The sequence below is a fragment of the Pseudomonas sp. Pme6b genome, from assembly GCF_058129925.1.
The window spans coordinates 5,791,775-5,813,167 of the sequence record NZ_CM176704.1; the positions used below are offsets into that span (position 1 = coordinate 5,791,775).

Annotated in this window: 18 protein-coding genes and 3 pseudogenes; 9 read left to right on the forward strand and 12 right to left on the reverse strand. The window is 59.4% G+C overall.

Annotation, left to right across the window (positions count from 1 at the left end; translation table 11 throughout):
- Positions 1 to 5: 5 nt before the first annotated feature.
- Positions 6 to 428, forward strand: coding sequence for a DUF1493 family protein (locus tag AC4ANE_RS26390; protein ID WP_005746664.1), 423 nt, complete (start codon positions 6 to 8; stop codon positions 426 to 428).
- A 319-nt stretch (positions 429 to 747) separates the two neighbouring features.
- Here the strand turns inward: AC4ANE_RS26390 and AC4ANE_RS26395 are convergent, their stop codons facing one another.
- Positions 748 to 1,728 carry an IS5 family transposase gene (locus AC4ANE_RS26395; protein WP_044424202.1) on the reverse strand — a complete coding sequence of 327 codons (981 nt, stop codon included), beginning with the start codon at positions 1,726 to 1,728 and terminating at the stop codon, positions 748 to 750.
- A 176-nt stretch (positions 1,729 to 1,904) separates the two neighbouring features.
- Between AC4ANE_RS26395 and AC4ANE_RS26400 the strand changes: the two genes are divergently transcribed.
- The gene (locus AC4ANE_RS26400; protein WP_002551446.1) at positions 1,905 to 2,642 is read left to right on the forward strand and encodes a hypothetical protein; all 738 of its coding nucleotides are present in this window, start codon (positions 1,905 to 1,907) and stop codon (positions 2,640 to 2,642) included.
- A 10-nt stretch (positions 2,643 to 2,652) separates the two neighbouring features.
- On the opposite strand, the pseudogene AC4ANE_RS26405 reads toward AC4ANE_RS26400, so the two are convergent.
- From AC4ANE_RS26405 to AC4ANE_RS26425, 5 genes and pseudogenes are all read right to left on the reverse strand, one after another.
- Positions 2,653 to 2,762: pseudogene (locus tag AC4ANE_RS26405) on the reverse strand (GNAT family N-acetyltransferase); the annotation flags it as partial.
- A gap of 112 nt (positions 2,763 to 2,874) precedes the next feature.
- Entirely contained in the window at positions 2,875 to 3,165 is a 291-nt protein-coding gene (locus AC4ANE_RS26410) for a type II toxin-antitoxin system RelE family toxin (protein ID WP_002551445.1), read from the reverse strand.
- Positions 3,155 to 3,394: a type II toxin-antitoxin system RelB/DinJ family antitoxin gene (locus AC4ANE_RS26415; RefSeq protein WP_002551444.1), complete on the reverse strand. Its 240-nt coding sequence runs from the start codon at positions 3,392 to 3,394 to the stop codon at positions 3,155 to 3,157. Before AC4ANE_RS26415 ends, AC4ANE_RS26410 begins: the two co-directional genes overlap by 11 nt.
- A 163-nt stretch (positions 3,395 to 3,557) precedes the next feature.
- Entirely contained in the window at positions 3,558 to 4,031 is a 474-nt protein-coding gene (locus tag AC4ANE_RS26420; protein WP_002551443.1) for a GNAT family N-acetyltransferase, read from the reverse strand.
- Between the two features lie 101 nt (positions 4,032 to 4,132).
- Positions 4,133 to 4,682 (reverse strand): annotated as a pseudogene (locus AC4ANE_RS26425) (GNAT family N-acetyltransferase).
- Between the two features lie 159 nt (positions 4,683 to 4,841).
- Between AC4ANE_RS26425 and AC4ANE_RS26430 the strand changes: the two are divergent.
- A complete protein-coding gene (locus tag AC4ANE_RS26430) occupies positions 4,842 to 5,336 on the forward strand; it encodes a hypothetical protein (protein WP_004667254.1) in 495 nt (164 codons plus the stop codon).
- Positions 5,337 to 5,369: 33 nt separating this feature from the next.
- On the opposite strand, the gene AC4ANE_RS26435 is transcribed toward AC4ANE_RS26430, so the two are convergent.
- The 4 genes from AC4ANE_RS26435 to AC4ANE_RS26450 form a co-directional block, all read right to left on the reverse strand.
- Positions 5,370 to 6,644: an OprD family porin gene (locus tag AC4ANE_RS26435; RefSeq protein WP_002551441.1), complete on the reverse strand. Its 1,275-nt coding sequence runs from the start codon at positions 6,642 to 6,644 to the stop codon at positions 5,370 to 5,372.
- 670 nt (positions 6,645 to 7,314) lie between these two features.
- Positions 7,315 to 8,421: an agmatine deiminase gene (gene aguA / locus AC4ANE_RS26440; protein WP_002551439.1), complete on the reverse strand. Its 1,107-nt coding sequence runs from the start codon at positions 8,419 to 8,421 to the stop codon at positions 7,315 to 7,317.
- 5 nt (positions 8,422 to 8,426) lie between these two features.
- Positions 8,427 to 9,305, reverse strand: a complete 879-nt coding sequence (gene aguB, locus AC4ANE_RS26445; RefSeq protein ID WP_004654103.1) for an N-carbamoylputrescine amidase — start codon at positions 9,303 to 9,305, stop codon at positions 8,427 to 8,429.
- A 592-nt stretch (positions 9,306 to 9,897) separates the two neighbouring features.
- A complete protein-coding gene (locus AC4ANE_RS26450) occupies positions 9,898 to 12,810 on the reverse strand; it encodes an aminotransferase (protein ID WP_002551438.1) in 2,913 nt (970 codons plus the stop codon).
- Between the two features lie 240 nt (positions 12,811 to 13,050).
- Here AC4ANE_RS26450 and rfbB point away from each other — a divergent pair, with 240 nt between their 5' ends.
- The 5 genes and pseudogenes from rfbB to AC4ANE_RS26475 all read left to right on the forward strand — a co-directional run bounded on the left by rfbB (position 13,051) and on the right by AC4ANE_RS26475 (position 18,566).
- The gene (gene rfbB / locus AC4ANE_RS26455) at positions 13,051 to 14,133 is read left to right on the forward strand and encodes a dTDP-glucose 4,6-dehydratase (protein WP_002551437.1); all 1,083 of its coding nucleotides are present in this window, start codon (positions 13,051 to 13,053) and stop codon (positions 14,131 to 14,133) included.
- Between the two features lie 80 nt (positions 14,134 to 14,213).
- Positions 14,214 to 14,759: a dTDP-4-dehydrorhamnose 3,5-epimerase gene (gene rfbC / locus AC4ANE_RS26460; RefSeq protein ID WP_002551436.1), complete on the forward strand. Its 546-nt coding sequence runs from the start codon at positions 14,214 to 14,216 to the stop codon at positions 14,757 to 14,759.
- Between the two features lie 164 nt (positions 14,760 to 14,923).
- Positions 14,924 to 16,726: a sensor histidine kinase gene (locus AC4ANE_RS26465; RefSeq protein ID WP_460408616.1), complete on the forward strand. Its 1,803-nt coding sequence runs from the start codon at positions 14,924 to 14,926 to the stop codon at positions 16,724 to 16,726.
- Positions 16,723 to 18,108 carry a sigma-54-dependent transcriptional regulator gene (locus AC4ANE_RS26470; protein WP_044322105.1) on the forward strand — a complete coding sequence of 462 codons (1,386 nt, stop codon included), beginning with the start codon at positions 16,723 to 16,725 and terminating at the stop codon, positions 18,106 to 18,108. The genes AC4ANE_RS26465 and AC4ANE_RS26470 overlap by 4 nt, the downstream gene beginning before the upstream one ends.
- Positions 18,095 to 18,566, forward strand: a pseudogene (locus AC4ANE_RS26475) (YiiD C-terminal domain-containing protein). Before AC4ANE_RS26470 ends, AC4ANE_RS26475 begins: the two are co-directional and overlap by 14 nt.
- 613 nt (positions 18,567 to 19,179) lie before the next feature.
- On the opposite strand, the gene cysQ reads toward AC4ANE_RS26475, so the two are convergent.
- Both cysQ and nudE read right to left on the reverse strand, forming a co-directional pair.
- Positions 19,180 to 20,022 (reverse strand): 3'(2'),5'-bisphosphate nucleotidase CysQ, encoded by an 843-nt coding sequence (gene cysQ, locus AC4ANE_RS26480; RefSeq protein ID WP_002551433.1) that lies wholly within the window; start codon positions 20,020 to 20,022, stop codon positions 19,180 to 19,182.
- Positions 20,019 to 20,585, reverse strand: a complete 567-nt coding sequence (nudE, locus tag AC4ANE_RS26485) for an ADP compounds hydrolase NudE (RefSeq protein ID WP_002551432.1) — start codon at positions 20,583 to 20,585, stop codon at positions 20,019 to 20,021. Before nudE ends, cysQ begins: the two co-directional genes overlap by 4 nt.
- 96 nt (positions 20,586 to 20,681) lie before the next feature.
- Between nudE and yrfG the strand changes: the two genes are divergently transcribed.
- A complete protein-coding gene (yrfG, locus tag AC4ANE_RS26490) occupies positions 20,682 to 21,359 on the forward strand; it encodes a GMP/IMP nucleotidase (protein ID WP_002551431.1) in 678 nt (225 codons plus the stop codon).
- The last annotated feature ends 34 nt before the right edge of the window (positions 21,360 to 21,393 follow it).

The following is a 21,393-nucleotide window of genomic DNA, read 5'->3' on the forward strand; positions in this document are numbered from 1 at the left end:
TAGCCATGCACGAACCCCTTGATTACAAAATAATGGATAGCATCGTCGTCTGTATCCACGATACCGCAGGCTTTGGAAGGAAGGCATTTGAAAGCTTCAGCTTGGCGACCGATGTCGCGAGGGACATGGGTGTAGATGGCGACGATTCAAATGATCTGATGGTCGAGTTCTTCGAAAGGTTCTCTATCGATCTTAACGATTACGACCCTTATCGGTACTTTTTGGAAGAAGGTTTCAACTTCTTTTCCTTCAGACGCGCCAAAGACAGACGCGGAAACATACCGCTGAGAGTGGGCATGTTGTATTTAGCCTTGAAAGCGAGACGTTGGGATACACAAGCATTTGAACAAGCCACATTCAGCGATGCCCCACTATATGAGCGCACAGAAGATATTCCGATTGATGGCTACAAGATAAAGAGCCGTTGATCTTGCCTATGTGATCCGCGTGGCATGCCTGCCAAATCCCAAGCGCCTTACGAAAAGTGCATACTCCCGGTGATGATGTCAGGTTGCAGCAATCCACATAATTCAAACCTCCTTTCAGCGTGACGGAGGTTTCCTGTAAGCATGGCCTTGAGCAGGTCACGATCCATTAAGGGCTATCGGGAAAGAAAAGCTAAGGATGCTCCGATCAACTTGCCGCGCAGCGGTGGCAAGCCGTAATTTGCCAGGCACATAGCGCTATTTTTCTGAAAACGGTCTGATGCAGTGTGAGTCGAGCGCGTTTTTCGCTCGGTTTTCCGTGTTAAGCGCGCAACTCACCCAAACCCATTAGTCGCTTTCGAGCCATCCACAGGTTCGACAGGGCGAACAGCGTGGTCAGTTGGGCCGTGTTTTTCATCAGCCCACGAAAGCGTACTTTCACGTAACCAAACTGGCGCTTGATGACCCGAAACGGATGCTCGACCTTGGCGCGTGTCTGCGCTTTGCAGTACTCGATCTTGCGCTTGGCTTTGTACAACAGGCTGCGTTTGTTCAGCTTGGAATACGTGCTGCGCCGCGCCGCGATTTGCCAGATCACGTTACGATTTTCGTGCTCTTCACGCTTCTCGACACCGGTGTAGCCAGCGTCCGCATAGACCGCGTTTTCTTCCCCGTGGAGCAGTTCGGCGACTTGAGTGACATCGGCCACATTGGCCGCAGTGCCATGGACGTGATGAACCAGTCCAGACTCAACGTCAGCGCCGATGTGGGCCTTCATACCGAAGAAATACTGGTTACCCTTCTTTGTCTGATGCATCTCGGGATCACGCTCGCCGTCTTTGTTCTTGGTCGAGCTTGGGGCATGAATAATGGTGGCATCGACGATGGTGCCCTGGCGCAGCGACAGGCCTTTTTCCTGCAAATAACCGTTGATGACCGCGAGGATTGCAGGAGCCAGTTGATGTTTCTCCAGCAGGTGCCGGAAGTTCATGATCGTGGTGTCTTCCGGTATCGGCGCACTCAACGTCAGGCGTGCAAACTGGCGCATGGGGGTGATTTCGTAGAGCGCTTCTTCCATGGCCGGATCACTCAGGGAGAACCAGTTCTGCAGCAGGTGAATGCGCAGCATGGTTTCCAGCGGATAAGGTTTTCTGCCACCGCCGGCCTTGGGGTAGAACGGTTCGATCAGGCCCAGCAGACCTGTCCAGGGGACGACCTGATCCATCTCGGCGAGGAAGCGTTCGCGGCGTGTCTGCTTGCGCTTGCTGGCATATTCGAAATCGGAAAAGCTCATCTGGCTCATGGGAGGCTCGGATCAGGTGGTCAGGCGATTTTCGCATAACCGGGACTTGTTCGGAGATTCCCTAACGAGGCAAAGCTCACTGTAACAACCTGAACACATTACCCCAGCCATACCCCTCAAGCTCCCCCCCACTCCGTCGATACCCTCCTTACACCCCGCAATCATGGATCGATGAAATGGTTATCTCACTACCCCCCGGCAACAACACCTCTCCAACCATCACCCTGCCCAATTCAGGCATCACGCTCACGCCGCAGCCGCTCACCGATGCGCAGAAAGAAGCGCTGAAGAACGCTGCCGCCAACACGCCTGCCGTTGTTTACCACCCGAGTACCGAAGTGCCTGCAACCACTGAGCCGATGGAAGCAGTCGATACCTGGATAGGCCGTTCGCAGTCGCCTGACTTCCCGCAGAAGGCGGCGCAGCACAGTAACTCTACAGAGGCGTTGAAGACTTCGTATGAAGCGTTCAAGTCGACGCTGGCGTCTGTCTATCCGGATCTGGCCAGCAAGAAGTTTGGCTTCACGATTGAGGCAAACGGCAATCTGAAGGCGACCAACAGTTCCGGTGAGTTGAGCGATGCGGACACTCAGCAATTAAACACGCTGCTGAATGCGTCCAGTGGGCTGAAAGCTGCAGCCGCCACCTACCGGGAGACGGCTATCGATATGGTCGATGCCGATTCACCGTGGAGCGGCAGTTATCTGGGACGGTACAACCTGACCAAGGAGAACTTCGCCAGCTCGCTGGATCTGGGCGCGTTGTTTATTCCCAAGACGTCGACGCCATCGAAAGATCAGATCGACGGCATGTTCTTCAATCAACTGGCGTACAAAGGTGAGCTGCACACCCAGGAAACGGAAGCGGCGATGCTCGCTGCACGTGCGGCCAAAAAGGCCGCCACGGAGGGTTGATCAACACCAGTCAGCGACTCGTCAGCCGTTGCGGGCGGACATAGTAGTTATCCAACTCGCCGCTCTCAACGAGCTGAAAACCGTGCCGATGTAGAAGCGGTTGGAGTCGCTTTCTTCAAGGCGTCGGTGCGGAATCTTGATTCGGTTGCAACTGGCGAAGCATCAAAATGATGTAGGGACTATCCAGCGACAGGCGGCATGCTCAGTCAGGACGCAATAACGCGGCCCTGATTTACCTACCCAGCCGGTCCGTCGCCTTGCGATAAACCTCTTCCCGTTCACGCTTGTCTACCGCAACCACGAAGACCACAACCTCTTGGTCAATAACCTGATAAACCAGCCGATAGCCGCTACTGCGCAGTTTGATTTTGTAGCAGTCAGGCAATGCATGCAGACGATTGGCTTCAACACGCGGAGCAACCAGAATCGTAGCCAGCTTTTTCTTGAGCTGCTGACGCACGGTATCTCCTAATTTGTGCCATTCCTTTAGAGCCCGCGCATCGAATTCGAGGTTATAGGTCATCCAGTGAAACCTTGACCCGCTGCGGAGCTGCAAGGCGCTCGCGCACAGTTGCCAACAGCGCTTCGTCTTCCTCTGTCATCAGAACCGTCTTGAAGGGTAGCTGACCACGCTCAGCTACGTACTGCAGGGTTTGGCGCAGCAACTCCGAGGGGGTGACGCCAAGCTTTTCCAGCTCGAGGTAAGCACGCGCTTTGAGATCGTCGTCGATACGAACGTTGATAGACGCCATGTGGGCATCCTCCAGTGTAATGACATTTGTATTTACAGTGAGGCAAAGTGGCCATTTTTGCAAGCAGCTGTAAAGATCATTTAGATCCCTACGCTCTCGCTGATCAGCTCGAGCTGCGCGTACAGCCAAAAACGTGACAACTGCGGATTAATATTCCAACCCGTCAGCACATCGGCAGACGTTGCGGGCGGAGGTAGTAGTTGTCGAACTCGCCGCTCTCAACGAGCTGAAAACCGTGGCGGATGTAGAAGCGGTTTGAGTCGCTGTCTTTCAAGGCGCCTACCCGTACTGTCGAGGCGGTTGCGTCTGCTTGCGCGAACACCTGCCGAAGCACTGCAGAACCAATGCCCTGCCCTTGAAAGGCGGGCTTGATGTATAGGTGATCCAGCAACAGGCCATCGCTGGTCGGTTTCACGACCATAAAGCCGACCTTACTGCCGTCTACCTGGATGTAGTGTGTGCATGGCGCAGAAAACCCTTCACGAAAACGCTCTCGGGCGCGCACCGGGTCGAACCGACCAACGCGCTCGAGGCTTTCGCGCATGGCTTCGATACGTATGGCCACCAAGGTTTCGAAGTCTTCGGGTTGGACCATTACCAGGGTAATGTCGGGCTCGGTCTTGCGGGTCAACGGCATTCGGGTCGCCCTCTGTTTATCGGGAATATCACTGGGCTCATGGTTTTGGGCAACAGATTAGTGCCCGGTCGGCCTCTACGTCAGATGTTCGAAGTGACTGTTTACAGCCCCCGCGCCGACCACTCCTCCCGCGTCATCTCCCAGACTTCCACTTCGAACCGCCCGCTGACGAACTCACCCTCGTGCGTGCTCACTATGCGCATGCCTTCGTTGATCGAAATACGCCGCGAGGCTTCATTCGGGGCGGCTTTGGGTACCTGCATCACGGGCATACCCATTACTTCGAACCACTGTCGATTGACCACACGGCAGGCCTCTTTCATGTAGCCGTTACCTTGCCAGTCCGGGTGTAGCCAGAAGCCGCGGTTGTTGCCGCGGTGGGTCATGAGGGTAATGCTGCCGATGATCTCCCGGGGCGCGCTGTGCAGACGGATCATCCAGTGCCACTCGGTGCCAAGCGCAATGGCTGGCAGCGCAACATCCTGAATGTAGTGCAGCGCACCGTCCTCAGGGTAAGGCCAAGGAACGCGGTTGTTCAGGTACTGCACGATTTCCCATAGCGGGAAACGCTGCTGGACAGCTGGCGCATCCTCTAGCTTCAGGGGCGTCAGCAGTAGGCGGTCTGTGTAACAGCGTGGGGGTGTTAGTCATGACTATGTCCCTCTCCGTTGAACAGTGCTCACAGGATGAACGGTCCCGTATGCCGGGGATTAAGTCGAACTGCTTGATGCACAAGGGAGTCTATCCAGCATCTTTTACAAATCGGTAACGCCAGTGCCCAGAATCATTACGGATCAGACACCCCAAAGCGTGGTGGATGAGCAGCAGGTCAAATTGTTTGGCTCGCCCAAGGAACGGCTGGATTTCTATCGACGCGAAATTCATTACGAAACCACCAATCTGTCCAACCGCACCAACGCCTATTTATCAGCACAGTCGTTTCTGGTGATTGCTTACGCGTCGTCCATGGCGAACATGAACACTGAATGGGGCGCGATGTTCACGCTGGTGGTGCCGCCGATGCTGGCCTTGCTGGGGCTGCTCAGCACGCTGTTCGCCTGGCCGGGTATTCGGGCGGCTTGCGACATCATTCAACACTGGCATCACAAACAGTCTCAGTTGCTGCTCAGCGAGCCCGTCATCGGGCTGACCTATGACGACTCACCGCTGTTCAGCGACTGGGAATCCAGCGAAACAGGGCCGAAAAAGTCCTTGCTGTTCTCCAAGCGCAGCCCTTGGCTGTTCAGCTTTTTCTGGATATTCCTCGGCGGCTTCGCGGTGTTTGTGCAGTTGATTGCGGATTGAGGCGGCCTTTTTTGCCAGGCCGCCTCCCTCACATCAAAAAACGTTGATCGGGTAGTCGACGAAGATACGCGTCTCGTTGCCTTCGCTGTTGTACGCCAACGCATCATCCGAGACACGCAGGAACGAGTTGCGCAGGCGGATCGAGAGGTCCTTGGCCGGGCCGCTCTGAACCACGTAGGTCAGCTGACTGAAGATCTCGCGTTCGGTGCCATCGCCGCTTCCAGGCGTGCCGTCGTCGATATTGTCGCCGCGTACATAAGCCGCTTTGTAGCTCAGACCGGGCATGACCAGGCCGGACAGGTCGACGCCGTAGGCAGCCTGCCAGGAGCGCTCGTCCTTGCCGTTGAAGTCGGACCAGTAGGAGTTGGCGAGGTAGATGGTGTTGCCGCCATCACCAAAGCCGCCATCATTGCGATAGCCACCGTAGGCGTAGCCCATGTCGCCGGTGCTGCGCTGGTGTGCGAGGGTGAAGGAGTGGATGCCCACAGCCCAGGTCGCGGCCAGGCTCCAGATTTTGTTGTCACGCGCATCGCTGGTGGTGAAGTCCTTGTCCAGCTTGGTCTTGTAGCCGTTGAAGTCGAAGGTCAGCGACTGATCTTGCGGCAGAGCAAAGACGTAGTTCAGGTTGACGTACTGCTTCTTGAGCACGTCTTCGTTGTCGGAGGCGTAGAAAGCTGCACTGAATGCATCTGTGAACTTGTAGCTGGCACCGTAGACGTTGATGCTTTTCAGATCACCGCTGTCGCGACCCTCAGCACTTTTACGCGCCTCCTGGGTGAAACGTCCGGCAACCACTTCAAGCCCGTCGATCTCTTTGGAGGTGATCATGGTGCCGGTGTAGCTTTCCGGCAGCAGACGGGAATTGTCGTAACTGAGCACTGGCAACTGAGGCATCTGGTCGCCGTACTTGATGACGGTATTGGAGATACGGGCCTTTACCGCCGCACCTGCACGGGACAGGTCATCGGCAGCAGCGCCGCTGTCACCTTGCTTGAAAAAGTCGATGCCGCCATTGCCGCTGCGACCCTTGCCGCCATCCAGACGGATGCCGTACAGGGCAAAGGCATCAACGCCGACGCCCACAGTGCCCTGAGTGAAACCGGACGCGAAGTTGCCCATGAAAGCCTGGCCCCATTCGGACTTGTCTTCACGGTCGTTCTTGTAGTCGCGATTGATGTAGGCGTTACGCAGGTTGACGATCAGCCTGCTGTCTTCGACGAAACCCTTCGAGTCTGCCTGCCCTTCGGCCATGGCCTGACTGGCGCTGATGATGCCCAAAGCGAGCATGCCCATACGTTTGTTAAGCATCTTGTCTTCCTTTTCTGCGAATTGACACGCGCTGCAGCGACCGCCAATGGCTATCGGGGCCTCCAGCCTCTGAACAAGCAGTATAGAAGGCGACACGAATTCATCGCAGTGGACTGCTGATGCACGTACAGGATTGAGCCGCAGACGGTGGGACGCGAATCCTAGTCCCGACGCATGGGGGTGTCAAACACGCAGATGGCCGGCCTAGAGCGGCTCAGCCAAGTTTGCCGGAGCAATCAACACGCTCGGTCAACACGCGGAGCAACGCTTCGAGCTCGGCCTCGTTGAACAGGCCTGCCGGGTAACGCTGTAACAACATTGCGCGAACATCCGGTCTGGATTTCGCGGGCCTGGTCGTCCTTAACCAATCCGCCACTAGCTGGCGGGCCTCGTTACTGAGAGAAGCAGAAAAACCACGAGCACGCTGCTGGTTCATACCTGCGTTCATAACGAAAACCTCTTGATTTCATGAGGGGCTAAATCTACTCACGCCATATGACAGTCAAGCTAAGAAAACGAAGGTTTACCAACCTGCTTCAGGGGTAGCGCTCTGCGCATCTGTTACAGGATGTTACTCGACAGGTAAAAACAAAAAGCCCATCGGGTGATGGGCTTGATACAGCAAGAACGGGACCAGTTGCGCCCATCCGATGTTACTAGTTATTTCTAACTAGGCCTTGTGAGGGGCCGGTTGCTGCTGCGTCAGGCAGTGAATATTGCCGCCACCGAGCAGTAATTCGCGGCCAGGTGCCATCACCACTTCGTGCTCTGGAAACAGTGTTTGCAGGAGCTCACGGGCCTTTTCGTCCATCGGATCGTCGAAACTCGGCGCAATGATGCCGCCATTGACGATCAGGAAGTTCACATAGGACCCGGCCAAACGCACTGAAGGGTTGCGTTCCTGACTGCCGTGCACCTGATCGACGCCTGCACATTCTTCTTCTGTGGCGAACAATGGTCCGGGAATCGGCATTTTATGAACGATAAACGCGCGCCCTTTTGCATCCAGTGTGTTTTCCAAAATACCCAGCGCCGCATGGCAACGTGAATAGTTGGGGTCTTCGGGATCATCGGTCCAGGCCAGTAACACCTCACCCGGACGAATGTAGCAACAGAAGTTATCCACATGCCCATCGGTTTCATCGTTGAACAGGCCATCTGGCAGCCAGACAACTTTATCCACAGCCAGATAATCACCGAGGATTGCTTCGATCTGTTCGCGGGTGAGGTGCGGGTTGCGGTTGCGATTGAGCAGGCACTCTTCGGTGGTAATCAGCGTGCCTTCGCCGTCGACGTGAATCGAGCCGCCTTCCAGCACGAAGCCTTCGGTGACGTAACGCGGGCAGCGCTCGATTTCCAGTACCTTGCTGCCCAGCTGAGAGTCCAGGTTCCACGGCGCATACAACCCGCCGTCGAAGCCCCCCCAGGCATTGAATTCCCAGTTCACACCGCGCACTTCGCCACGGTCGTTGATGACGAACGTCGGGCCGCTATCGCGCACCCAGGCGTCGTTGCTGCTCATTTCCACAACCCGGATGTTCGGCATGTCCAACCGCGCACGAGCGTTGTCGTACTGCGCGGCAGACACGGCCACGGTAACCGGCTCAAAGCGGGCGATGGCCTTGGCGATCGCAACGTGGGCGGCCTGGGCGGGCTTGCCGCCCAGGCGCCAGTTGTCCGGGCGCTCGGGCCAGACCATCCAGACCTGGGTTTGCGGTGCCCATTCGGCCGGCATGTGGAAACCGTCGGCGCGTGGCGTGCTATTGAGCGTGGTCATGGCGATCAGGACTCCAGCGAACCGTCGAGGGTCTTCACCGCGCCGTACAGGTTAGGGCGGCGATCACGGAACGTACCCCACGCGCTACGGATGTGCTCCAGCTCGTCCAGGTCGAAGCTATGAACCAGCACGCCTTCTTCGGTTTCGTTGAGCTCGGCGACTTTCTCACCGAACTGGTTGGCAATGAACGACGAGCCGTAGAAGGTGATGTCGTAGCCATCCTGCTCTTCGTTGCCGATACGGTTGCTGGCGATCAGCGGCATCAGGTTCGCGCCGGCATGGCCTTGCTGCACGCGCTGCCAATGATCGCGCGAACTGATGGTTTTGTCGTGTGGCTCACTGCCGATGGCGGTCGGGTAGAACAGAATTTCTGCGCCCTGCAACGCCATGCTGCGTGCGCACTCCGGGAACCACTGGTCCCAGCAGATGCCAACGCCGATTTTCGCGTAGCGGGTCTGCCAGACCTTGAAGCCGGTGTCGCCCGGGTTGAAGTAGTACTTTTCGTGGTAGCCGGGGCCGTCCGGGATGTGGCTCTTGCGGTAGATGCCCAGGTTGGTACCGTCTGCGTCGATGATCGCAATGGTATTGAAACGTGCACGCCCTGCCAGCTCGAAGAAGCTGATCGGCAGTACAACTTGCAGCTCTTTGGCGAGCTTCTGGAAATGCTTGATTGCGACGTTGGATTCGATAGTAGTCGCCAACTGCAGATAGTCCGGGTTCGGCTTCTGGCAGAAGTACGGGGTTTCAAACAGCTCCTGAATCAGGATGATCTGTGCGCCCTTGGCGGCAGCTTCACGCACCAGCTTTTCAGCGGTCTCGATGTTGGCTTCCAGATCCCAGGAACAGGCCATCTGGGTAGCAGCGACAGAAACGATACGGCTCATGAAAATATCTCCAGGGGCGGATGCAAGGACTTATCACCATAGCAGACAGGCGATGACGATTATGAACGCCTTTATAGCGGATATAAATCGGCATTAAAAGCTAAAATTTTGTTACACTCACTATATTTTGTTATTTTTGCCGATATTAATCGACTTAAAATCCATCACAGTGCCCATTCCCCAAGCTGGGTGTGACGCGGAGCGTCACGAACGGCATTCCCACGCTGGAGCGTGCGGAACGATGGGCCCCCGGGCACCACCTATCGTACCCATTCCCTCGCTGGTGCGTGCGGAACGATGGGTGTCCGGGCACCACCTATCGTGGCCATTCCCCCGCTGGTGCGTGCGGAACGATGGGCCCCCAGGCGCCACCTATCGTGCCCATTCCCCCACTGGTGCGTGCGGAACGATGGGGGCCCAGGCGCCACCTATTGTGGCCATTCCCCCACTGGTGCGTGCGGAACGATGGGGGCCCAGGCGCCACCTATTGTGGCCATTCCCCCACTGGTGCGTGCGGAACGATGGGTGCCCAGGCGCCACCTATCGTGCCCATGCTCCGCGTGGGTATGCCGTTCTGGACGCTCTGCGTCCTCTATTCCAGTTCGTGGAGCACCTTCGATACGTTATCGACGAAAAAATCCACGCTTTGCCGGGTGGTGCACATTGGGGGTTTGATTTTGAGGATGTTCAAGTGGTCGCCAGTCGGCTGCATGAAGATGCCCAGTTCACGCAGGCGCTCGCAAAGCTGCGCGGTTTCTTCTGTGGCAGGTTCCAGGGTCTGGCGGTCGCGGACCAACTCCATGCCCAGATAAAAACCCATGCCATGCACCGCGCCTACCAGCGGATGTTTATCGGCCAGAGCCTGCAGGCGCGCCTTGAAGTGATCGCCCACGAGCCGGGCATTGTCCCAGAGCCTTTCTTCCTCCATGACGTCCAGCACTGCCATGCCGATCCGGCAACTGACCGGGCTGCCACCGGATGAGGAGAAGAAATAGCCCTCGGCCTCCAGCGCCTCGGCGATCTCACGACGGGTGATGACCGCGCCCAACGGATGGCCGTTGCCCATGCCCTTGGCCATGCTGATGATATCCGGCACCACGCCCTGCTCTTCGAAGCCCCAAAAGTAATGACCCAGACGGCCATAACCCACCTGCACCTCATCGGCAATGCATACACCACCCGCAGTGCGAATCTTCTGATACACCTGTTGCAGATAGCCGGCAGGCAAGGAAATCCCGCCCGCATTGCCATACACCGGCTCGCAGATGAAGCCCGCCACCTGCTGTTGCTGCTTTGCCAGCGTGACGAGTACCTGATCGATACTGCGCACATACTCCGGCGCACTGTCAGCGCCACGAAACGGCCCGCGATAGGTATTGGGTGCGGTGACCGGATGCACCCAGTCCGGGCGGGTGCTGAGTGCCTGCGGGTTGTCGGCAATCGAGGTGGAAATGGCGTCGGTCGCCACCGACCAGCCGTGATATGCCTCCAGCACACTCAGCATGTCGCGTCCGCCGCTATAGGCCCAGGCCAGCCTGATTGCCAGATCGTTGGCCTCGGTGCCGCTGTTGACCAGAAACACGCGGTCCATGCCCTCGGGTGCAAGCTCGAGCAAGCGCTCGGAGAACTCGGCAATTGCCGCGTAGTGAAAGCGCGAGTTGGTGTTGAGCAGCGACCACTGACGAGCCGCTTCATGGGCCATGCGCGGGTGGCCGTGGCCGAGGACCGCGACGTTATTGAGCATGTCCAGATAGGAACGGCCCTGCATGTCGATCAGGTGATTGCGCCAGCCACGCTCGATCTGCGGCGGAGCCTGATAGTAGTGTTTTTGCAATCGGGCGAAGCTGGCATCACGCCGCGCCAGCAATTGCGCGGCGTCTGCGAGCGCTGGAGCGTCACAATCAAAACCGAGCAAGGTCGACGGCGACGGGCACACGGTGCGCCAGGCTGCCGCCCAGGCAGGTGTGGTGAACAGCGGCGGGCTGAGGTCTGCCGTGGTGCACAGTTGCAGCAACAGCGAACCACCGCCCTGCCCGATCAGCGCGCCTGCTGACACTTGATCAGCCAGTGAAGCATCCGGCAGCACGCCCCACAGCTTCAAACTTATGCCCTCGCCGACCAGCAGCAATGCAGCATCCGCGGTCAACCGCAGAGTGCCGTTGAACGGTGCATGCAGCGCCGTTTCGGCGGGCACATGCAATTCAACGTGCAGGGCGAAAGTTTCGGGCTCCTTAGCGCTGTAAGGCAAGGTGCGCGACAACCGGTATTCCCCAAAGCGGCTGGCCGCCAGGCCATCGTCACCCGCAGCCTGGGAGAGCAGGTATTCATCAATGCCACTTTGCTCCCAGTTGCCTGCCACAAAGTGCTCACTGAGCACACCCAAATCCACCACTGTCGGCTTGAGCCCTTGTAGAGCGGGCAGCATCGGCTGGTAAGCGGGCTGTCCGGCAGGCGGAAATTCCACACCCACGGCCTGCAGAATCGCCGCTTCCATCAGCGCCATCGGCACCGAAGTGGCGACGTCGAAGATGTTCCATTCCCCGGCAAGGTTGGCCTGGATGTACGCGTTGTCCGGCTCGATGCTGGCCTGCTGTTCGCCGCTGAGTACCAGCACTGCGGATCGAGCGACAATCAGCGGCCAGAGCGCCTGCAATTCTTCGGTCTTCAGCGGATTGAGGGCGTGGTAGGCGCGAATGGCTGGCAGGATGTACAGCGGGTCGCCGTCGGCATGGTGCAGCAGCGCCGCGCAGGTCACCGACAGGTCGGCCACTCGCCAGGTGCTGACCAGATCGCCGAAGTCGATCAACCCCTGCAATTGCCATTGGCGCTGTGCATCACGCAGCCAGACCACGTTGTGCTCGGTGATGTCCAGATGCACCGCCTGTATCGGCAGCGCTGCTATCAATGGCAACAAACGACGATGAGCCTGTTCACCAGCCTCGATGACACAGGCGCGAGCGTCGGCGTCCTTGATCACCGGCAGCAGGTGCTTGATCAGCGCATGAGCGTGGCGCGGATCCCATTGCAGAATGCGCTCCAGGCCAGGATGCTCGAAGCCTGCCAGTGCCAGGTCTACACGGGCACACAGTTCGCCCAACCCGACCACCACCTCATGGCCCAGATGCCCGGCGTGCCCCAGTGACTGCCCATCAATGAATTCAAGCAAGCGCACGTGAACCGCCTGCCCGTCGATCCTGATGGATAACAATTGCCCGCCGTCATTGGCGCCAACCACGCCGGGCACGCCAACGGCGCTGTGGTTGCTCAGGTGTTGCAGCGCCGCGTGCTGGGCGTTCAGTTCAGTGCTCGAATAGGCCCCGTGGCAGATTTTCAGCACATAACGCCGCGTGTCGGTTTCAAGCAGAAAGTTGCGATCCTGTTGGCTGCCCAGCGCTTTCAGCGTGCCGCTCAAGCCGTAATGCTGCGCGAGCAATTGCAGCGCCTGATCCACGCTCACCTCGGGACAAGGCAGACTGGACCGGCGGATGAGCGTGGCAAGCGGCATGGAGAACCTCGATCTTGTTGGAAGGCCCGGGCTCGACGAGCAAGGCGTCATGGGCAGTCGCGCAACTATAAGGGCATTGACGGGGGATTGCTCTGCACTCCCCATCAGCACAAGTACTTCAGTGTTGGAAGCCCGCCAGAGTTTTATTCAACCGCCTGCTCGGGTTTAATGACCTTATCTCGCCATATGCGCTCAAGCGCTATGCTGCTATTACGTCAAAACACACAAGAAGGTCAGTTCATGCGAATACTCGTTACCGGGGGCGCAGGTTTCATCGGCTCTGCACTGATCCGCCACCTGATAAACAACACCGAACACGAAGTGCTGAACTTCGACAAATTGACCTACGCGGGCAACCTTGAATCGTTGCAGTCCATTGCGACCGACACGCGCTATGAGTTCGTGCAGGCGGATATCTGCGATCAGGCCCGCGTCAGTGCGGTGCTCGAACGCTTTGCGCCGCAGGCGATCATGCACCTGGCGGCTGAGTCCCACGTCGACCGCTCCATCGATGGCCCGGCCGAGTTCATCCAGACCAACATCGTCGGCACCTATAGCCTGCTGGAAGCCACGCGCGCCTGGTGGCTGAAATTGCCGGAAGCGCAGCGCCAGGCGTTCCGCTTCCACCATATCTCCACTGATGAGGTGTATGGCGACCTGCACGGTGTCGATGATCTGTTCACCGAAACCACGCCGTATGCGCCCAGCTCACCTTACTCGGCAAGCAAGGCTGCGTCCGACCACCTGGTGCGCGCCTGGCACCGCACCTATGGCCTGCCGGTGGTGGTGACCAACTGCTCCAACAACTACGGGCCGTTCCACTTCCCGGAAAAGCTCATCCCGCTGGTGATTCTCAATGCCCTGGCGGGCAAGCCCCTGCCGGTGTACGGCAATGGCCTGCAAGTGCGCGACTGGCTGTATGTCGAGGATCACGCACGAGCACTGCTCAAGGTCGTGACCGAAGGCAAAGTCGGCGAGACCTACAACATCGGCGGTCATAACGAGCAGAAAAACATCGACGTCGTCCGCGGTATCTGTGCGCTGCTCGATGAGCTGGCCCCGCAGCACCCGACGGGCGTCGCGCAATACAGAGACCTGATCACCTACGTGGTTGACCGTCCGGGCCACGACCAGCGCTATGCCATCGATGCCAGCAAAATCGACAACGACCTGGGCTGGACGCCCGAAGAGACCTTCGAGTCCGGGCTGCGCAAGACGGTGCAGTGGTATCTGGACAACCTGGACTGGTGCCGCAGGGTTCAGGACGGCAGTTATCAGGGCGAACGACTGGGTTTCACCGACCCAAAGGACCTGATTGCCTGATCACCCTACTTTTCGGCAGACGCGCGTGAGTGCAGACTGTCGAGCTGCCACCATTTATTGAAGATTGCAGGGGAAGCCACGTGAACGTAGTAGCGACAAAATTGCCGGAAGTCCTGATTCTGGAACCCAAGGTATTCGGTGATGAACGAGGCTTCTTCTATGAAAGCTTCAACGCCAGGGCTTTTCAGGCTGCTACTGGCCTGACCCGTGAGTTCGTGCAGGACAACCACTCGCGTTCGCAGCAAGGCGTGCTGCGCGGCCTGCATTACCAGATCGAAAACGCCCAGGGCAAACTGGTGCGCGTCACCGTTGGCAAGGTGCTGGATGTGGCCGTAGACATTCGCCGCAGTTCGCCGAACTTCGGTCAGTGGGTCGGCGTCGAGCTGTCCGCTGAAAACGCCAGGCAGCTGTGGGTGCCGGAAGGTTTTGCGCATGGCTTCGTAGTACTCAGCGAGAATGCCGAGTTTCTCTACAAGACCACCGACTACTACACGCCGTCAGCTGAGCGTTGCATCGCCTGGAACGACCCGGACCTGGCCATCGACTGGCAATTCGACGGCCAGCCCAATCTGTCGGCCAAAGACCAGCAAGGCAAACGCCTGGAAGAAGCCGATCTGTTTCCCTGAACACATGATCACAGGCCACCCGGCGCAATGTCCGGGTGCCTGACGAGTCGGCGGCGGGCATAATACGCGCCTGATGCCCACGTCAGGATCGACCGGGTGTTTCTGTTGCCTGTACCGGCCTTGTCGCCGGCAGGCATCGCCAACCCTTCGGCGACGGCCAATCGATGACCATGACTTCTGCTGCTCTGCCGCCCCGCCCTCGCTGGCGCAGCCTTGCCCTTCTGGCACTGTGCCTGGCACCGTTGCTGTGGCCGCTGGAGCATCTGGCCGAACGTTATTACCGCAGCGTGCTGGCCAACCAGAACCGCCAGACCCTGGACCTGTACGTCGCCAACCTGCTCGGCACCCTGCACCGTTATGAAGCCCTGCCGCAGATTCTCGGCGCACTGGCCGCACCGAGCGACGTCACCACCCTGAAAAACGCCAATCGTCTGCTCAGCGAGATAACGCGCCAGACCGGTGCCGACGTCATGTACCTGATGGACGCCAACGGCTTGACCCTGGCCGCCTCGAACTCGGAACAGAAGGACAGCTTCATCGGCCGAAACTTTTCCTTCAGGCCCTATTTCATTGATGCGCTGGCGGGCAGAACCGGGCGCTTCTTCGGCCTTGGCACTACGTCGGCCAAACGTGGCTACTTCTTTGCAGGCCCGGTGCGCGATGGTGATCGGGTGATCGGCGTGCTGGTGATCAAGGTCGACCTGGACCACACCGAAACCCTGTGGGGCAAGACGCCCGAGCAACTGCTGCTGACCGATCAGAACGGCGTGGTAATCCTGACCTCCAACCCGGAGTGGCGCTTTCGGGCGACCCGCGACCTGACCGATGACGAGAAAAAGGCCATTGTCGCGATCCAGTCCTACCCGACCCGCGATCCGCGACCTCTGAGGATTGATGAGCACGCCTGGCTGACCCAGACCCAGACCCAGGCCATCGAAGAAACCGGCTGGAACGTGAACATTCTCGCGCCTCGCGCCCTTGTTGACCGTCAGGTACGCACGGTGGTGGCGATTGGCGGCGCGGCGCTTCTGGTGCTGATGTTGTTGCTGGGCCTGATGATGCAGCGTCGTCGTCATTATCTGGACCGCATCGCTTTCGAGGCCAAGGCGCGCCGCGAACTGGAGATGCGGGTTATCGAGCGGACCAGCGATCTGGAGGGGCTCAACAGCCGGCTGCGTCAGGAAGTGCTGGAGCGCGAACAGGCGCAGCAGGAGCTGGTGCAGGCCCAGGACGAACTGGTGCAGACCAGCAAATTGACGGCGCTGGGCACCATGTCGGCGAGTATCAGCCATGAGCTGAATCAGCCGTTGGCCGCCATCCGTAGTTACGCCGAAAACGCCGAAGTGCTGCTCGATCATCAGCGCACCGAGGACGCACGCGGCAACCTCAAGCTGATCAGCGAACTGACCGGGCGCATGGCCTCGATCATCGCGCACTTGCGCGCCTTCGCCCGTCGCGACCGCCACGCCCCTGAAAGCGTGGCACTGCAACCGGCGCTGGAAGATGCGCTGGCGCTGCTGGCCAAGCGGCGGCGCGCCATGGAAGTCGAACTGATCCGTGACCTGCCGGACGCCACGATCTGGGTGCAGGCCGGTGAAACCCGCCTGCGTCAGGTGCTCGGCAATCTGCTCGCCAACGCGCTGGACGCCCTCACCGAGAAAGGCCCGCCGCGCAGGCTGTGGATAAGTGTCGAGCAAACCGCTGAGGGCGTTAACCTGTACATTCGTGACAACGGCCCCGGTTTTTCCCAGGAAGCGCTGGCACGGGCTCGCGAGCCCTTCTTTACGACCAAGACCCGCACCCAGGGGCTTGGCCTTGGTCTGGCCATCTGCGATACGCTGATGCGCGCGCTGGGCGGCGAATTGCTGTTCGCCAACCATCCCAGCGGCGGTGCGCTGCTGACCCTGCGCCTGCGGGCCGGTGCTTCCGGAGCCAATCTTCAACCGCCAGAGGACCTTTCTGCATGAGTTCGGACACAGCCATCGACAGCCAGATTCAGGTGGTGCTGATCGACGACGATTCGCACCTGCGTCAGGCACTGCGTCAGACGCTGGACCTGGCTGGCCTGAACGTTCTGTCGCTGCCCGAGGCAACCGGGCTGGCCGAACGCATTGGCCGCGACTGGCCGGGCGTGGTGGTCAGCGATATTCGCATGCAGGGCATGGATGGCCTGGAGCTGCTCGACCAGCTTCACGCGCAGGACCCCGACCTGCCGGTGCTGCTGATCACCGGGCATGGCGATGTACCGTTGGCGGTGAAAGCCATGCGCGCCGGGGCCTACGACTTTCTGGAAAAGCCCTTCGCCAGCGACGCCATGCTCGACAGCGTGCGCCGTGCCCTGGCGCTGCGCCGTCTGGTGCTGGATAACCGCAGCCTGCGCCTGGCCCTGAGTGATCGCCAACAACTGAGCACACGCCTGATCGGTCAGTCGCCGCCGATCCTGCGTCTGCGCGAACAAATCGGCGCACTGGCCGGGACGCGAGCCGACGTGCTGATCCTCGGTGAAACCGGCGCAGGCAAAGAAGTGGTCGCCCGCGCGCTGCACGACCTGTCCAACCGCCGCAGCGGCCCGTTCGTAGCGATCAACGCCGGCGCGCTGGCTGAATCGGTGGTGGAAAGCGAGCTGTTCGGTCACGAGCCCGGGGCCTTCACCGGCGCGCAGAAGCGGCGTATCGGCAAGTTCGAGTTTGCCAACGGCGGCACGCTGTTCCTCGATGAAATTGAAAGCATGAGCCTGGATGTCCAGGTCAAACTGCTGCGCCTGTTGCAGGAACGCGTGGTCGAGCGAATGGGCAGCAATCAGCAGATCCCGCTGGATATCCGCATCATTGCGGCGACCAAGGAGGACCTGCGGCAGGCGGCTGATCAGGGCCGCTTCCGGGCGGACTTGTATTACCGGTTGAACGTGGCCTCGCTGCGTATCCCGCCGTTGCGCGAACGTGGCGAAGACGCGCTGATGCTGTTCGAGCATTATGCCGATGCCGCGAGCATGCGCCACGGCATTCCCAAGCACGAACTCAAGCCCGGCCAGCGCGCGCTGTTGCTGCGTCATAACTGGCCGGGCAACGTCCGGGAACTGCAAAACGCCGCCGAACGCTTTGCGCTGGGTCTCGAGCTGGAGCTGGAGGGCGGCGATGCAGAGCAGGCGCCACCGCCGGGCGGCGGCTTGAGTGATCAGGTGGAAAGCTTCGAACGGGCCTTGATCGCCGCCGAGCTGGCTCGCCCGCACAGCTCGGTTCGCAGCCTGGCGGAAGCGCTGGGTGTGCCGCGCAAAACCCTGCACGACAAACTGCGTAAACACGGCCTGACGTTTGGCGACAGCAGCGGAGCTTCCGATGACAACGATTGAGCCTGAACATGACGCAGCCCGCGAACTTGAGCAGGTGCTGCACCACGACATTCCGCTGACCCCGAAATGGGCATGCGCGTGATTGACTGGCACAACCAGACACTGCGCCTGCACCTGCCACTGGCACCCAACGTCAATCACAAGAACACGCTGTTCGGCGGCAGCCTGTATTGCGGCGCAGTGCTGGCGGGCTGGGGCTGGCTGCACCTGCGGCTACGCGAGGCCGGATCAGCGATGGGCATATTGTGATTCAGGACGGGCAGATCAGTTATCCACTGCCGGTACGCACCGACGCCATCGCCCGCTGTGATGCGCCAGAGCTGGCGCTGTGGGACAAGTTCATCACCACCTACCAACGCCGAGGCCGCGCCCGCATGACCCTGCACACCAGCATTACCGCGCAGGACAGCGAAGAACAGGCTGTTCGTTTTGTCGGGCAGTTTGTATTGCACCGGTGAAGCTGCGCGAAGTTGATGCACTGAACGCAGACCTGTGGGAGCGAACTTGCTCGCGAAGAGGCCGGTGCAATCCGCAAAAACTCATCGTTTGAACCATCGCCTTCGCGAGCAAGCGAAGCGTCGCCCGGCTCGCTCCCACAAAAGCGCGCTTGACCCTTCATACCTGTATCAAGCGAAGAAAAGGCCGTGCGCTTTGTCGGGCAGTTCGTGTTGCGCCAGTGAGGCTGCACGCATTGGATGCACTGTACGCAGACCTGTGGGAGCGAGCTTGCTCGCGAAGAGGCCGGTGCAATCTATGAAAATTCATCGTCTGAACCATCGCCTTCGCGAGCACGCGAAGCGTCGCCCGGCTCGCTCCCACAAGAGCGCGCTCGCCCCTGCATACCTGTATCAAGCGAAGAACAGGCCGTGCGCTTTGTCGGGCAGTTCGTGTTGCGCCAGTGAGGCTGCACGCATTGGATGCACTGTACGCAGACCTGTGGGAGCGAGCTTGCTCGCGAAGAGGCCAGTGCAATCCGCAAAAATTCATCGCTTGAACAATCGCCTTCGCGAGCAAGCGAAGCGTCGCCCGGCTCGCTCCTACGCTCGCCGGGCAGAGGCCTTGAAGCTGGCTTCAGGACTGCGCAAGCACCAGCAGTTTGTCGCGCCATTCGGCGTTGGCAGGCAACGCCAGGAAGAACGGGTTGAGCAGCGATTCGCGTGCCGGGTAGCTGAACGGTTTGCCGTCCAGTTGCAGCACTTCGCCACCAGCGCCTTCAAGCACGCCTTGCGCCGCAGCGGTGTCCCATTGCGAAGTCGGGGCCAGTCGCGGGTAGCAATCGGCAGCACCTTCGGCCAGCAGGCAGAATTTCAATGAACTGCCGATATTGGTCAGCTGCAAATGCCAAAGCCCGCTCGACAGGCCAGCCAGCAAATGCTCCTGCTCCGGACTGGAATGGCGGCGGCTGGCGACTACGGTAAAGGTCTGCCCTTCGCCCGGCTGAGTGCGCACGGCAATCGGCTGGAGGTGGTCGATGTCATCGCTGCGCCAGGCACCCAGCCCGGCACCGCCGAAGTAGGAGCGGTTATTGGTGGGCATCGAGACCACGCCGAATACCACGCGGCCACGCTCAATCAGCGCGACGTTGACGGTGAACTCCTCACTGCCGGAGATAAACTCCTTGGTACCATCCAGCGGATCGACCAGCCACCAGCGCTCCCATTTCGCTCGCTCGCTGAACGGGATATCGGCGTCTTCTTCAGAGAGCACATGAATGCTCGGATCAAGCGCCTGCAAGCCCTCGACCAAAACCTGGTGGGCTGCCAGGTCGGCGGCGGTCACTGGCGAGTCGTCGGTCTTGGTGGTGACGGTGACATTGGCTCGCCAGAACGGCAGGATCACCTCGCCCGCCAGGCGGACCAGTTCAATCACCGGGGCGAGCAGCGGATGTGGCAGGTTTTGTAACGAATCGGTCATGGCTGGAACAATCCACGCTGGGTTAGCAGGTCACGGGTCAGGTACAGCGCCGCAAGCGCCCTGCCTTCACTGAACTGGGCATTCTGCGCAAGGCTCGACAGCTCGCGCAGGTTGATCCGGTCGACCCGGATTGGCTCGGGCTCGTCGCCTTCCAGCCGCTCTTCATAAAGGTCTGTGGCGAGGACCACCTGAATTTTCTGGCTCATGTAACCGGGGGACAGCGACAGTTCAGTCAACAATTCCAGTTGCCGGGCACCGAAACCGGCTTCTTCCTTGAGTTCGCGGTTGGCGGCCGCCAGCACGTCTTCGCCGGGCTCGATCAGCCCCTTGGGCAGGGACAGCTCGTAGGCATCGGTGCCGCCGCAATATTCTTCGATCAACACCGCGTGGTCGGCATCGAGCATGGCCACGATCATCACCGCCCCGGGGCCCGTACCTTTGCTGGCCAGACGCTCATAGGTCCGCTCGACGCCATTGGCAAAGCGCAATTGCAGCTCTTCAACGCGGAACAGACGACTACTGGCGACGATTGCGCGGGCAAGTACGGTAGGTTTCTGACGCATGACAGGCTCCTTTACATGAACGAGGTACTATACCGAGCTTTTCCCGATGTCTGTGTCGGATATGCTTACCCGCTCTCAACCCCTGACGAGGCCTTAATGCTTTCCATGCCCTGGAGCGAAATAGATACCGTCCTGCTGGATATGGACGGCACGTTGCTCGACCTGCATTACGACGAACACTTCTGGATGCAGCACCTGCCGCAGCGCTACGCCGAACTGCACGGCGTCAGTTTCGCCATGGCCTGGCTGGAGTTAAAGCCGCTGTTCGAAAACAACGCGGGCACGCTCAATTGGTACTGCCTGGATTTCTGGAGCGCCGAGCTTAAACTGTCGGTTCGCGACCTGAAACGCGAAATTGCGCACATGATTGCACTGCGCCCGGACGCCGAGACCTTTCTCGCCGCCATCAAGCAAGCGGGCAAACGGGTGATCATGATCACCAACGCGCACCGCGATTCGTTGTCGCTGAAGATGGAGCGAATCGAGCTGGCGCCTTATTTCGAGCGCCTGATCAGCTCTCACGATTACGGCTTCCCCAAAGAGAGCCAGCATTTCTGGGACGCCTTGAAGGCCGACACCGCGTTTGACCCGGCACGCAGCCTGTTTATCGACGACACCTTGCCGATCCTGCGCAGCGCCCGCCACTTTGGTGTAGCCCATTTGCTGGCCGTCAGCCAGCCCAACAGCCAGAAAGGCCCGAAAGACACCGAAGAGTTCGCTGCGGTGGACGATTATCGGGAGCTGATCAAGGGCGTGCTCCATCCTTCAGCCTGAACGCGTAGAATCGGCTGTCTGGACGGCCCAGCGG